Source organism: Fibrobacter sp. UWT3 (assembly GCF_900230125.1).
Lineage (GTDB): Bacteria > Fibrobacterota > Fibrobacteria > Fibrobacterales > Fibrobacteraceae > Fibrobacter.
Genome location: NZ_OCSS01000003.1, coordinates 252,307 through 265,620, shown reverse-complemented (window position 1 = coordinate 265,620; position 13,314 = coordinate 252,307). Strand labels below are relative to the sequence as shown.

Genomic DNA, 13,314 nt, shown 5'->3' with positions numbered 1-13,314 from the left:
ATCTATTTTAGGGATATGCGACCCGTGTCTAACATTGAGGCCATTTTTGGTGTACGGAGTGCGTTTGCCCTGGCGAGCGCTTTCCTGTGTTGCATCATGGGTGCGTGTTCGAATTCGGAAATGCCCTCCGACCCGGCAGATTCCACATCGGTCGAAATAGCCTCTGATACTCTCGAAGGCATGCTCCGTGTAAGGGCTGCTGGCGCATCGGTAATTTTGGGCTCGGATGAAAGTTCCCGCCCGATCGACCGTCCTGTTTCCATTGCAGAATTCTCTTATGACTATTCGATGGGTCGTCATGAAGTGACTTGTGGTGAATTTAACGCGCTGATGAAAGAAGCGGCAGGTCTCGAACTGGCCTGCGAAAACGGTGACATTCCTGCGACCGACATTACTTTCTACGATGCTGTACTTTTTGCCAACGCCCGCAGCAAGGCCGAAGGTCTCGATACCGCCTATACTTACGCCTCGGCCAGCTTTGATGCGGGGAATCATTGCACGAATCTGGAGGGCTTTGCGTTCCACACGGAAATAGATGCATATAGACTCCCGACCGAAGCCGAATGGGTGCTTGCCGCGCGCCAGGGCTGGAATGCCGAGGATGGCTGGACTGCCGAAAATTCGGGTTATAGCCTGCATGCCGTATGCGGGAAGGTTGCAAAAGACGGTTTTTGTGACATGGCTGGGAACGCGATGGAGTGGGTGAATGACTGGCTTGGCAATTACAATTCGTCGAGGTACAGGAATCTCGTTGGCGCATCGGACGGGGGAACGCTTGGACAGCGCGTCGTTAAGGGAGGCAGCTACCGCAATGCTGCGTCCTCGATTGCGCTATACACCCGTGGCGATGTCTATACGGTGACGTCTTCTACCCGTGCCGATTATGTTGGGTTCCGCCTGGCGTTCGGAGCAATTCCCGAACCCGCCTGGATCGGACGCGATGGCTATGCGGCCGAAAGCCGAGTTGTTCCGCTGGCGAATTCCACGAGAATCAGGGTGCTTACGGGAACATACCGGAGCAAACTTGTTTTCCGCAACGACGTTACGGGTTCCCTTTCATATGTGGACTATTCTACGGGAGGCCAGTCCGTTGTCGAATTGCAGGATACCTACGGCGCGTACCATCCGGACATATCTCCCGATGGAAGGTTTGTCGCATATTGCACGGGGCTTGAGGGCGTTTCCGGAAAGTCTTCTGTGTATGTGCGTTCTCTTGGCGGCTCTGGCTTGGGCCCTGTGCAACTTCGTGTTGAATCTGCAGCCATACCGCGCTGGCGCGTACTCGGGAATGGCGATACGGTGATTGTCTACGTGAGCGATGCGGGCAACAACAAGGACGGAGCAACCTTCCGGGCGGCCTCTACCTGGCAGGTGCCTTTCAAGGGTGGCAAGTTTGGCGAACCCGAGAAACTTTTTGACGGCGCGTATCATGGTGGCATAAGCGATGACGGGACTCTCGCGGTGAGCGGCGCAAGGCTCCTGCGTGCGCGAATCGCTTCTCACGGTTCGACGGTGTTCGGGGATGCCCGCGATACGGTGTGGTACAATGGCGAGCAGGCCTGCAATGCATCGCTTGCCAAGGATAGCAGCAAGCGCACGTTATTCCTGGATTTCGCAAGCAAGACGGGCCATGAATTTGTGGGCGAGGATTACGGGGTGCACGAGCGTATGCTGGTGCTTGATTCTACCGGCAACCTGGTGCAGTCTGTTGCCGCCCCTGCGGGCTATTCGTTTGACCATAGCGAATGGGCGGGTAGCGGGAATGTCGCGCTTGCCGTTGCAACACTTGCAAACAATGACGGTGCGCACAAAAAGATTGCGGTCGTGAATCTCGCGGATTCTTCCATCGTGGAACTAGCCGAGGGCGATGAACTCTGGCACCCCGCCTTGTGGGCGAAACAAGGGGTTTCTCCTTCTGAAGATGCACTCCTGGACCCGGACAGCGCGGGCGCATATCTTGTGCCGGGGCTCGACGCCTCGCATGAGGCGCTCCGCGTGAAGATGGAACTCTTCTGGAACAACGTGGAGAGGCTCGAATACATCTTTGTGGGCAGTTCGCGCGTCGAGGACGGGCTGATTCCGGATTCGCTTACTGCGGGGTTTGCGCTCAACATGGGCCACCCGATGAACTCGATGGACGCCTCGTTCTACGTGGCGCGCAACTACGCGCTCAATCACGCGAGGAATTTGAAGGCGGTCGTGTTCTCGCTGGACTTTGACCTGTGGCAGATTGCGGGCGAATATACGGATGAACTCGTTTCCGGGGCTCCCGGCTACGCCTACGACAGGAATCACGACTTCTGGAAATCCGGCGTGCCGGAATCGCTCGTGGATTTCGTGAACGAGTCGTACCCTGCAAGCGAGGAAAACAGGAATGTATTCTATGCGAGCCGCGGCTATCACTACAACAGTGCGGCCTCCTGGGGAGAACCTCTTGTAGAAATCGATTCCGCCTGGCTCTCCTCGAAACCCGAAATTGTCGGGTGGCAAATGGAGCGCCTGCGAACGTTTGTTGCGGCAGCAAGCGAGAAGGGCGTTGCCGTGGTGGGTATTGTTTTCCCGCAGAACCCCCGGTATAGTGAAACGGGTTCGTTCGGGCGCTATGGCCTGTTGCGGGGCGAAGCCCGTGCCCTGCTGGATTCCGTGCGTGCGGTTGCAGGGGAATACCCGAATTTTTACGTGATGGACGAAAACAGGATGGGGGCGCATGACTACACCGACGGTATGGCGCTCAATACGGACCATCTTGCCTTTGATGGCGCAGTTCAGATGACGCATCGCCTGGATTCACTGCTAAAGACGTTGGGGAAGGAGTAACGGTTGAAAAGAAATAAGTTGCTTGTGTTGTGGATGCTGTGTTTGGTTTTGCCAAGCCTGCTTTCTCTGGTGGCGTGTTCCAATGCGGATTCCGTGTCGGATGATTCTGCGGATACAAAGAAGTTCGGCTCGATGGAATTTGTCGTTTTCGCGGATAAGGACAAGATGGTGACTCTCGGTTCCGATGACGAGAAGGCCAAAACCAGCGAGAAGCCTTCGATGGACGTGGTGCTCGATTACAGGTTCTATATCGGCAAGAACGAGGTGACCTGCGAGGATTTCAGGAGTGTATTGAAGGACTATGACGCCTATGCTAATCTGCCGGATTGCGAAAGCGACTCGTTGCCGGTAGTGAACGTGAGCTATTTCGATGCAGTCCTGTTCGCGAACGAGATGTCGAAAAGGCTAGGTTACGATACCGCCTATACCTATGCGGTTGCATCTTTTGGAGAGGACGGCTGTTCGGGATTGTCTGACCTGAAGTTCGACCCGACGGTTGATGCGTTCAGGCTTCCTACGGAAGCGGAATGGGTGTATGCTGCAGGGATTGGATGGAATACCGAAAATGCATGGACGTCGCGCAATGCGGGCAATACCCTTCACGCCGTCTGCTCCCTCCCCGAAAGTGCTGCGGGCCTCTGCGATATGGCGGGGAACGCGATGGAGTGGGTAAACGACTGGCTAGGGAATTTCAAGGACACGCTGGTGGCAAACTATGTGGGGGCTACCGATGGCGGTCCCTTGGGGGAACGGGTGCTGAAGGGTGGCTCGTACAGGCAGGAACCCTCGACGGTCGGGCTTGTCACGCGCGGGGATGTCTATACGACTACATCCGCATCGAGGACGAACTATGTCGGGTTCAGGCTCGCCTTCGGGAATATCCCGGCTGCCACGTGGTTTGAAGGGACGGAGAAACCTCCGGTGGGTGGAGGTTTCTCGTCGCTCGTGATGGCGAATACGGTGCGCTCGCTTACGAGAACGTTCAAGACAAAGTTCGCGTTCCGTAACGACGTTACGGGGAATCTCGCGTATATCGACTATTCTGTCGCGGGTTACCTGGTTCACGAAATCGCGGACACCATGCAGGTTTACCACCCCGACATATCGCCCGATGGCATGCGTGTTGCATTCTGCACGGGCCTTGAGGGTGTTTCCGGAAAGTCCGCCTTGTACGTGCGCGACCTCGACGATTCGGGAACGGGGCTTGTGAAGCTCGATGTTGAATCGGCAGCAATTCCGCGCTGGCGTGTTCTCGAGAACGGCGATACGGTAATCGTGTACGTGAACGATGCGGGCAACAACAAGGATGAAACTGCGTTCCGTGCGAAGTCTACCTGGCAGGTGAAGTTTTCGGGAGGCATGTTCGGCGAACCGCAAAAACTTTTTGACGGCGCGTATCATGGAGGCATAAGCGACGACGGCCGGCTTGCTGTTACGGGTGCAAGGCTCCTGCGTGCGCGCATTGCGAAGGCGGGTGCAAACACATACACCGACGCCCGCGATACGGTGTGGTACAATGGCGAGCAGGCGTGCAATGCGAGCCTCTCGAAGGACGGTTCGAAACGTACGGCGTTCCTCGATTTTGCATCGGCGACAGGCCGCGAATTTGTTGGTGAGTCGTATGCGGTCCACGAGCGCCTGCTGGTGATGGACAGCACGGGTGCACTTGTCGCGAGTATTGCCGCTCCTTCGGGCTATTCGTTCGACCATACGGAATGGGCCATCGGGCGAACTTCCTCGACGCCGAACCTGCTCGTGGCGACGCTCGTGAATACCAATGGCGCACACGAGAAGGTCGCGCTGGTCGACCTTTCCAGCGGGAAAGTTACCGAGATATTGAAGGGCGAAGAAATCTGGCACCCGTGCGTGTGGGTGAAGTCTACCAGCGTTATTGATGAAGATGCGGGCCTTTCTCCGGACAGTGCGGGCGTGTATTACGTGGCGCAGGGCTCTGCCGCGGCAGCGAGCATACGCGTCGCGATGGAAAACCTCTGGAAGTTCCGTGACTCGGCTGACCTCGTGATTCTCGGTTCCTCGCGCCCGCAGGCCGGTCTCGATCCCGGCCAGATAAAGAATGCCTTCGCGGTGAACCTTTCCAACGTGCCGAACTCGCTTTTCGTTTCGGACTACCTGTTCGAAAACTACGTGCTGCTCCACATGAAGAAGGTGAAGTACCTGGTGATTTCGCTCGATATTGATATGTGGTTCAAGACGTACGACAACGACTACGACAACTTCTTCTATAAGGAATACAGGAACTACCCCGGATACGTGTACGACGAGAATCACGATTACTGGAGTGACGGGTACCCGGAAGGGTTGCTCGAGATGACGGAAAATGCTCCGGAACCTTACAACAAGCAGTATATGCCGACTCGCGGGTATCATGTTGTCGAATGCGAGGACTGGGCGGAACCCACTACCGATTACGATGTGAACTGGTGCTCGCTGAACCCTGCCTTGCTGAACGCCAACATGCTGCGTCTGGTGGAGATAATCAGGAGCGCGCGGGAGAAGAACGTGACTGTAATAGGAATCGTGTTCCCGCAGAATCCGGAATACAGGTCGACGGAAGCGTACGGAAGGTACGGCTTGACCCACGCGGAGGCGCAGAACATTGTGGATGCCCTGGCCGCGTACCAGGAAGAGTACCCCAACTTTATCCTTATGGATGAGCACAAGATGGGGAACCATGACTACGGCCCCGATATGGCGTTCAACATGGACCATCTTTGCAAGAAGGGGGCTAGCCAGCTGACTGCACGACTGGATTCTCTCCTGGGAACGCTTGAATGATTCTTTTGCTCCTGCTTGCGGTACTGTTTGCCATTTTTCCGCTTACGGATACGGATATATGGTGGCACATGGCGTGCGCGCGGGAGTGGGTAACCGCGTGGACGCCGGTGCGTGGCCCTGTGGTGAACGTGCACGAATACTTTCAGCAGGTGGTTTATGCCGTGTACTGCGCCGGAGGTGCCCCGCTGCTTGTCGCCTTCAAGGCTTTGCTGTGGGGTGGCGTTTTTGCGCTGTTCCTGGTGCCCGCGGTCGGGCGGCGGGGAAGGAATGCCCGCGTATTCGGTAACCCGCTCGCGGTTGCAGCCTCGGCGGTGTTGCTCTTTGTATTCCGTTACCAGATGGAGATGCGCCCGGTCGTATTTACGCTGCTGTTCCTTGGGGTTTACTGGAATGCTGTGCCGTGGCTGCTTGCGCGGCTTGATGCGGGCGAAAAAGCGATACCTGGTGATAGACGTGCCGCGGAATGCGCAAGGACATGCCTTGTCGCAATCGCCTTGCTCGTATTGCAATGGCTCTGGTGCAGGTTCCAAGGGCTGTACATATTGGGCCCGCTCTTTGCGCTCCTGTGCCTTGCAGATGCGTTGTACAGGAACCGGCCTGCGCGCTTGCCCGCACGGAGGTTTGCGTCTGTTGTTTTGCCTGCCGCATTTTTCGCCCTCCTGTTTGCGATGCCCTTCTTGCACGCAGATGGCCTGCGGCTTTTCCTCTATCCGTTCGGGCTTCTCGACCGACTGCTAGGCCTCACTCCTTCTGCCGCAATCTTTGCGAGCGAGATCGCCGAGAACCGTAGCCCGCTTACCCTTCTCCTTGCCCGCGAAAACGTGCTTGCAAGTGCCTTGATGGTCGTGCTCGCTGTTTTCGGGGCGGTATATGCCGTCATGAGGCTGGTCCGTAGCCGCGAAAAGCTTGTGCTTTGGACAACGTTGTTTGTAACGGCGGTGCTTGCGCTTGTGGCCGAAAGAAACTTTGTGCTGCTGTTGCCGTTACTTGTTGCGATGGCATGTTCCTTGCAATTGGGGCTGATGAACCGGTCCCGCGCATACATTGTCTCTGTCGTCATCATAGCCTGCCTGCTCGGCTTCTGGGCTAAGTCGCTCACTTCGTACGATAAACACATGGTCGCCTACCAGCGCGTTCCCGTGAATGCGGCCGCCTGGATGGCGCAACACCCGCATAGTGGCCGCCTTTTCAACGATGACCGTGCGGGCGGTTACCTGGCCTTCGTGAATCCGCGCGACTCCATATATATGGATGGTCGGTTTATCCTGAAATCTGCCGAGTTTTTCGCGCGCTACCTGAGCTATGCCCGCGAGCCCGAAACGTTCCTGCGCGACGCGGACTCGCTGGGGGTCGACCGGGCCGTGTTTCCGCTGCGTTTTTATGCCCGCTGGGGCGCACTTTTGGGCGTTCTCCGGGACTCCCCGGAATGGGACGCCTGCCATGTGGATGACTTCTATATCGTTTTCTGCAAAAAATAATATTTTAAACTCACATAACGACAACAATATCAACGAGTTACGAAAATTTGTATCTTGAAAATTGCCGAAATTTGACAAAAAATGGCGATTTTTGGCAAAATGGTGCTAATTTGTTCATTATTTTCTTTGTCAAGGGATAGTTCAAAATTTTTCTGTTGATATGTTGTGCTTTGGGTAGGGATGATAGTTTGATTCCTGCGTGATTAAACACCCCAAAAATGGGGATTGAAGCGGTAATAAATTTTTTTTGAGGGCAAAATGCCTTTTTTGGGCATTTTTCGGGGGGCTTATAAAAACCTTACGAAAGTGGAATTTTTCGGCAGGGGCCGTTATCTATTTTTTTTGACCCAACCCAATAGTTGCCTCTCTCGTTTTTACTGGTTTATTGTGGAAAATACTGTTACCTTATTGAATTTATCAGCGTCGCCCTGGCAGTCCGTGCTCGACTACGTGCGTTCCCAGTGCAACGATTTCGGCATGGCCATACTCGATACCGTGAGTTACGAAGGTATGGAAGAAGGAATCGTCTGCCTGTCTGTTCCTGACAAGTTCCGTGAAACCTGGCTCGATAGCCACTATGGTTCCCTTTTGCGCAAGGCGTTTGCAAGCGTCATGGGTAGCGCGTTTGTCGATTACCGCGTGATCCTCCGTGCTGTGTCCGCACCTGTTCCCGAGATGAAGTTTACGCCGGCAAAGCCTGTGGTAAAGCGCCCGGCGGCACCTGCGCGCCCGCGCAAGAACCGCGCACTCGGATCGCCGATGTACGCGCGCTATACGTTCGATAACTTTGTCGTGGGCTCGTGCAATTCTACGGCATACAAGGCATGCCTCGCCGCGGCCGAGAACCCGGGCGACAAGGGCATGAACCCGCTGCTGGTTTTCGGTGCATCGGGCCTCGGCAAGACCCACCTCTTGCAGGCGGTGGCGGCGAAGCTCGTGCAGGATAGGCCCGAGTTCCGTGTCGTCTATCGCCAGGCGTACGATTTTCTGCGCGATACGGTTTCGGTGTTCGAGGCGGCGAAGGCGAAGAACTGGGAACTCCGCGACAAACTCGCCGAAAGGTTCCAGCAACTTTATTCGGAATGTGACGTGCTCGTCATTGACGATATTCAGCTGCTCAAGAAGAGCGTCTACTGCCAGGAATTCCTCGCGAAGACGATAAACAAGATGCGTAACGAGGGCAAGCTGGTGCTGCTCTCGAGCGACCGCAAGCCCGCATCGTTCAAGCGACTTGCCGAAGGTGCGCGCCCGTCGAACGATTCCGACGTGGCCGAGCTGACCTCCGCCCTGCTGAACCATCTCGAGAACTGCGTGGCGGTGGGCGTCGACCAGCCCGACCTGAACACGCGCATGGGAGTCATCCGCCAGAAGTCGGAACGCCTCCCGTTTGCTAGCGAAGACCGCGAAGAGATTTGCAGGTTCCTTTCCATTCCGCCGCGTGCGAACTTCCGCCTTATCGAAGGGACGCTGAACTGGCTCGATGCGATGCACAGCCTGAACGGCGTGGAACTGAGCCTGTATTGTGTAAAGCAGTTGCTTGTATCTCCGCAGAATGACGGTGCGACACTCACGCTGAAGAACATCAGCGAAACGGTCGCCGCTTCGTTCAATGTCGACATGGTGGTGCTCTCGTCGAAGCGCCAGGACAGGGGAGCCTCCATCCCGCGCAAGGTGGCCATGTTCCTCTGTCGCGAACTCACGAGCGAAACCGAAATCGAAGTGGGGAAGATTTTTAATCGCGATTATTCCACGGTAATCGCCGCCATAAGGTCCCTTGTATCCATGATGGAATCCGACGCCGCTTTGGCGCGAAGGGTACAGGACCTCCGTTACATGCTGGAAACCTGATGAAGGTCCTTGTAACGGGAGGTGCAGGCGTCGTAGGGAAGGCGCTCTGCCGGGAACTTCAGGCACGCGGAGTGTGTGTGCGTGTCCTGACTCTCCCGGGCGATACCGGCGTGGATTTGCTCCCGGAAGGCGTAGAAGTTGTTTATGGCGATGTCGCCGACTATGCCTCCATCCGGCCCGCGTTCGATGGGGTGGACTGCGTTTTCCACCTGGCGGCGATACTCCTTTCGAGGGATGCATCCGCGTTCGAACGCATCAACGCGGGCGGAACGCGCAACGTGGTCTCTGCCTGCCAGGATGCAGGCGTGCATCGCCTGCTTTATGTCTCCAGCATTTCGGTGACCTACCCGGTGCTCACTCCCTACGGGGCAAGCAAGCTTGCGGGGGAATCTGCGGTAAGGGAATCCGGGCTCGACTGGACCATCGTGCGGCCGACCCTCGTGATTGGCGACGGCGGGGGCGTGGAATTCAGGATGTATGCGGACTTTGTCTGCAGGTTCCCGGTCTACCCGCTCCCGGGGGGCGGTACGGCGCGCAAGAAACCTGTCCGGAGTGTCGACCTTGTGAAGGGAATCGCCGCCGCGGGCCTTGCTCCCGAGGCTATCGGGAATACGTATGCGCTTGCGGGCCCGGAGGTCTTGACGATGGCCGGGATGGCGGCGCGCATCTTGCGAACTGCGGGGAAACGCCACCTGATGGTTCCGCTGCCCTGGTGGATTGCGAAAAGGCTTGCGGTACTCCGGAACTGGATTGGCGGGCGGCGCGTTTCTGCCGAGCAGGCGCTGGCCGGATTCCTCTATGATGCAGTTCCTGACATCGAAAACGCGCGAAAAGACCTCGATTATAACCCGGAAAAGGCTCTCTAGCCCTGTTTTTTTGCTTTTTTTTGCATTTTTGCCCTAAAAGAAAGTATATTCCCTGTAAAAGAGGATATGATATGAAGCATTCTTTCCTGTTGGCGGGTGTTGCCGCCGCGTCGTTAGCGTTGTTCGCCTGTGGCGACAGTTCTCCGTCCGATACCGAAGACGATATTCTTTCTTCCCCGGGCGAAAAGACCGAATCTTCTTCGTCGGTCACTGAAGACGAGTCTTCCTCGTCTGTCTCGAAGGATATTCCCAAGGGGGCACGCGCTGCTACCCTCGATGACCTCGAGAAGAACATGGCCCTCAAGGGCCTGTTCGGGCGCGACATCTACCTTGCGACGGGTGAGAAGCACGGCCTGTTCTCTCTCTGGATTCCCGATACGGCATGGCTTGCCGCCCCGTCCGATTTCGATGACGGCGTGCTGAAATTCAGCCAGGGTGCCATTACGTCTATCAAGGTCGAAGCCGATGCGATTAAGTCCATGGAAAAGCTTGTGGAGAAGGATTCCGACCACTCCATGAGATTTATCGTGAACGAGGAAGACCAGCTGCAGTATTCCCTGGATGGCGGGGAATACAAGGATGTTGGCGAGACTTCCGTCAAGAAGAATTCCTCGGTTGTCTGGAACGGCGACAGCCTTGCATCGAAGGAACTCTTTTGCAAGACCGGCGAGAATACTTTTACGGGTTATAGCTTCTATAAGGGCCGCTATGTGGCTACCGATGTTGTCCGAAATGCCGAACAAACGAACGATTCTCTTGTATCCTGGTCTGCCGGCTATTACGACATCCACCGCGGCAAGCTCCTGATGCGCCCGCTATTCTATAGCAGTGCCGTATATGCGCTGGTGTCGGCTTCCGTAAGTTCGGATTATAAGACGTTGACTATATCAGCGGAAGATGTCTCGTGCACGTTGAGCGAATTGAAGTATAACGAAGTTCCTGCGGCCGATCTCGAGGGCGAATGGGAGTCTGACGAAGGCGGCCTCGCCTGGTCCCTTGACATGCGCACCGACCGCACCTTCGAGGTGAAGGCCTTCAAGGGCAACGAGAACAAGGCGCTCAAGCAGGGAACGTGGGATGTCTACGGTAACCAGTTGCTGATGAAGGTGACCGGCTGCCTGGGCGGCAAGTGCACTCCGGCCGTGATGGGCTCCGTCTCGAAATGGATGGCCGGCTCGTTCTTCAACTACGGCAATTCGGACCCGGACGATCCGCCGATTCCCGAGGACTGGATTGCTCCGGAGTACGAATAGTGAAGAGGCTGAACGCCATTGAGCGATATTGACGTTGCCGGTCTTGTTGCTTGCTACCTACTCCTACTACCCGACAGGGAGCGTGAAGACTGTAAACATGGGCAATTCGCTCACGATTTCTTATACCTACCATATCAGCGGGGCCTTAAAGACTGCAAAAGTTGAAACCGCAAATGGAGGTGAACTGTATTCTGAGATGCTTCATTACGAGGATTGCGGTGACAACGAATGTGAACTGCAGTATAACGGCAATATCAGCTATATGGTACAGAGAATTGCCCACAACAACCGCGATTTCGTGCAAATTCGCGACGTGGCGTATTATTACGACCAACTGAACCGTCTTACAAAGACGGATGACTTGAGCCAGGATTATTTTGACGACTTTTTTGAATACGATGCGCAGGGTCGAATTACTGCGCAGCGCCGTGCCCATAGGGCCGATAGCGCACAAGGTGGCGAATATGCTTACTATGACAGTACGAACAGACTGAAATCCGTAGCGGAAGGCATGGGTGGTACGGGCGACGGTCGTGATATGAGTGTGGGTGACAACTTCGTTTATGACTGTGATGGAAATCTCGTCGAGGACAGGTCCAAGGGACTGATAATTTCCTATGATTGGAGAGGTATGCCCGTAGAATTCCTACAGCAGGAACCTTCCGGAGGTTCCAGCCATGCAACCCGCCTCGTGATGATGTACGACGGGTCGGGCAGACGCATCTCCAAGACTCTCCTTACGAGGGCGAGCGACTCGCAGGGCTGGGACACGACCCTCGTGACGCACTACACGGGCATAGGCACGGAGATACGCGAATACAAGCCAAGGAACTTCGTGCGGTATACGGACTCTGCGGGGGTGGAACACTGTGTTTCCGCGAACCCGGACTATGGCGGCAACGCTTCTACCGCATGCCCCCTGCCCGACACGGTGAAGGCAGTCATCCCGCTGCCGCATGGACTCGGGCGCTACGCCCTGCAGGATGTGGGCCAAGTAGACGAGAACGGCGCCCCGCAGGCGTTCGAGTGGTACCTGAAGAACCACCTGGGCTCAACGATGCTCGTGTACGGGACCGGATTCCCCGACCCGCTGGGTATCTCGCCCGATGGCGAACTGCGTGCCGCCTACGACTACCGCAGTTTCGGGGAACAGCTTGACCTGCTCGTGTTCACGCGGAAGGTGACCGAGAATTTCACGGGCAAGGAACGGGATGACGAGACGCAACTGGACTACTTCGGTGCCCGTTATTTGGACCCCATGCTGGGAATGTGGATTTCTGTAGACCCAGCAAGGCAATTTGCGAGCCCGTATCTGTATGCAGGGAATGGCATGAATCCGGTGAATATTATTGATCCGGAAGGGGATTGGGGCTTAGATATTAATGTGGGTTGTAAAGGAGCCGCAATTGCTGGTGGGTTAATTAATCTTACTGTGAGATATGATTCTGAAAACCCTGCCAGAAACAAAGTTTTACTTACTGTAGGCTATGGTGTTGGTCTTGATCTTGGATTGCCCATAAAAAAACTTCCAAGATTTAGGGTGCTTAAAGCCGTGAAAAAGGCAGAACGTGTTTCTGGAGGCTCTAGTGGTGATGCTAAAGATGATGAAACGGGATGGCATTCACAGATAGATGTTAGTTTGGGGATGATTCCTTTACAAGGATCTTTTAAAGATGGTTCTACAATTCCTTCTTCAGTCGGAATAGGTATTGGAGGAGGTTATTATGATACTTATACCATTGATCTTGGCAAATTTTTTTCTGACAAAACTGAAAGTAAACGTAATGAAGCATTAGAGGACCAAGCAGATCTCAATAACACGGATTCAGACTCTAAATAAAAAATATGACGAAATCTATCATCTTTACATTTATTGCATCCCTAGAATCTCTTTCCATTATACTTGTCTTAATTTTCAAATATAATGGCTTATTTATGCCATTTTTGGGATTTTCATTTTTATTCTGGATATGGTCACGAATAATGCGATCTAGTTTAAATGCTTATTTGTTCGCCTCCTTGTTTATTCCAATTCCATGGTTAATTTTGTGGGTAATCCCTCAAATAATTCAATCTACCGGAACAATTTGGGATAGCGCTTTAGTTTTGATATTATGCCCATGTATGGGCTTGGCAGCATGGTTTGAGGTTTTCTTGAACAGAATTATTCATGGAAAACCAATGATAATATCATGGCCTTTTTCGCATAATAAAGATGATAATTAAAAAATTCTAAAGAGGTCGTTTTTTTTTCGA

8 protein-coding genes are annotated in these 13,314 nt (G+C 54.6%); all 8 read left to right on the top strand.

Annotation, left to right across the window (positions count from 1 at the left end; translation table 11 throughout):
* Positions 1-15 precede the first annotated feature (15 nt).
* On the top strand, positions 16-2,817 hold the full coding sequence (locus CRO08_RS12660; RefSeq protein WP_097036494.1) for a TIGR02171 family protein: 2,802 nt from the start codon (positions 16-18) through the stop codon (positions 2,815-2,817).
* 42 nt (positions 2,818-2,859) lie between these two features.
* A complete protein-coding gene (locus tag CRO08_RS12655; protein ID WP_176495154.1) occupies positions 2,860-5,613 on the top strand; it encodes a TIGR02171 family protein in 2,754 nt (917 codons plus the stop codon).
* On the top strand, positions 5,610-7,091 hold the full coding sequence (locus tag CRO08_RS12650) for a hypothetical protein (RefSeq protein ID WP_097036492.1): 1,482 nt from the start codon (positions 5,610-5,612) through the stop codon (positions 7,089-7,091). The genes CRO08_RS12655 and CRO08_RS12650 overlap by 4 nt, the downstream gene beginning before the upstream one ends.
* Positions 7,092-7,499: 408 nt before the next feature.
* Positions 7,500-8,939, top strand: coding sequence for a DnaA/Hda family protein (locus tag CRO08_RS12645; RefSeq protein WP_255252368.1), 1,440 nt, complete (start codon positions 7,500-7,502; stop codon positions 8,937-8,939).
* Positions 8,939-9,805, top strand: a complete 867-nt coding sequence (locus CRO08_RS12640) for an SDR family oxidoreductase (RefSeq protein ID WP_097036490.1) — start codon at positions 8,939-8,941, stop codon at positions 9,803-9,805. Before CRO08_RS12645 ends, CRO08_RS12640 begins: the two co-directional genes overlap by 1 nt.
* Before the next feature lie 71 nt (positions 9,806-9,876).
* Positions 9,877-11,058: a hypothetical protein gene (locus tag CRO08_RS12635; RefSeq protein WP_097036489.1), complete on the top strand. Its 1,182-nt coding sequence runs from the start codon at positions 9,877-9,879 to the stop codon at positions 11,056-11,058.
* An 82-nt stretch (positions 11,059-11,140) separates the two neighbouring features.
* Positions 11,141-12,898: an RHS repeat domain-containing protein gene (locus CRO08_RS12630; protein WP_217990594.1), complete on the top strand. Its 1,758-nt coding sequence runs from the start codon at positions 11,141-11,143 to the stop codon at positions 12,896-12,898.
* A 5-nt stretch (positions 12,899-12,903) separates the two neighbouring features.
* Entirely contained in the window at positions 12,904-13,284 is a 381-nt protein-coding gene (locus CRO08_RS17070; RefSeq protein WP_176495153.1) for a hypothetical protein, read from the top strand.
* Positions 13,285-13,314 lie beyond the last annotated feature (30 nt).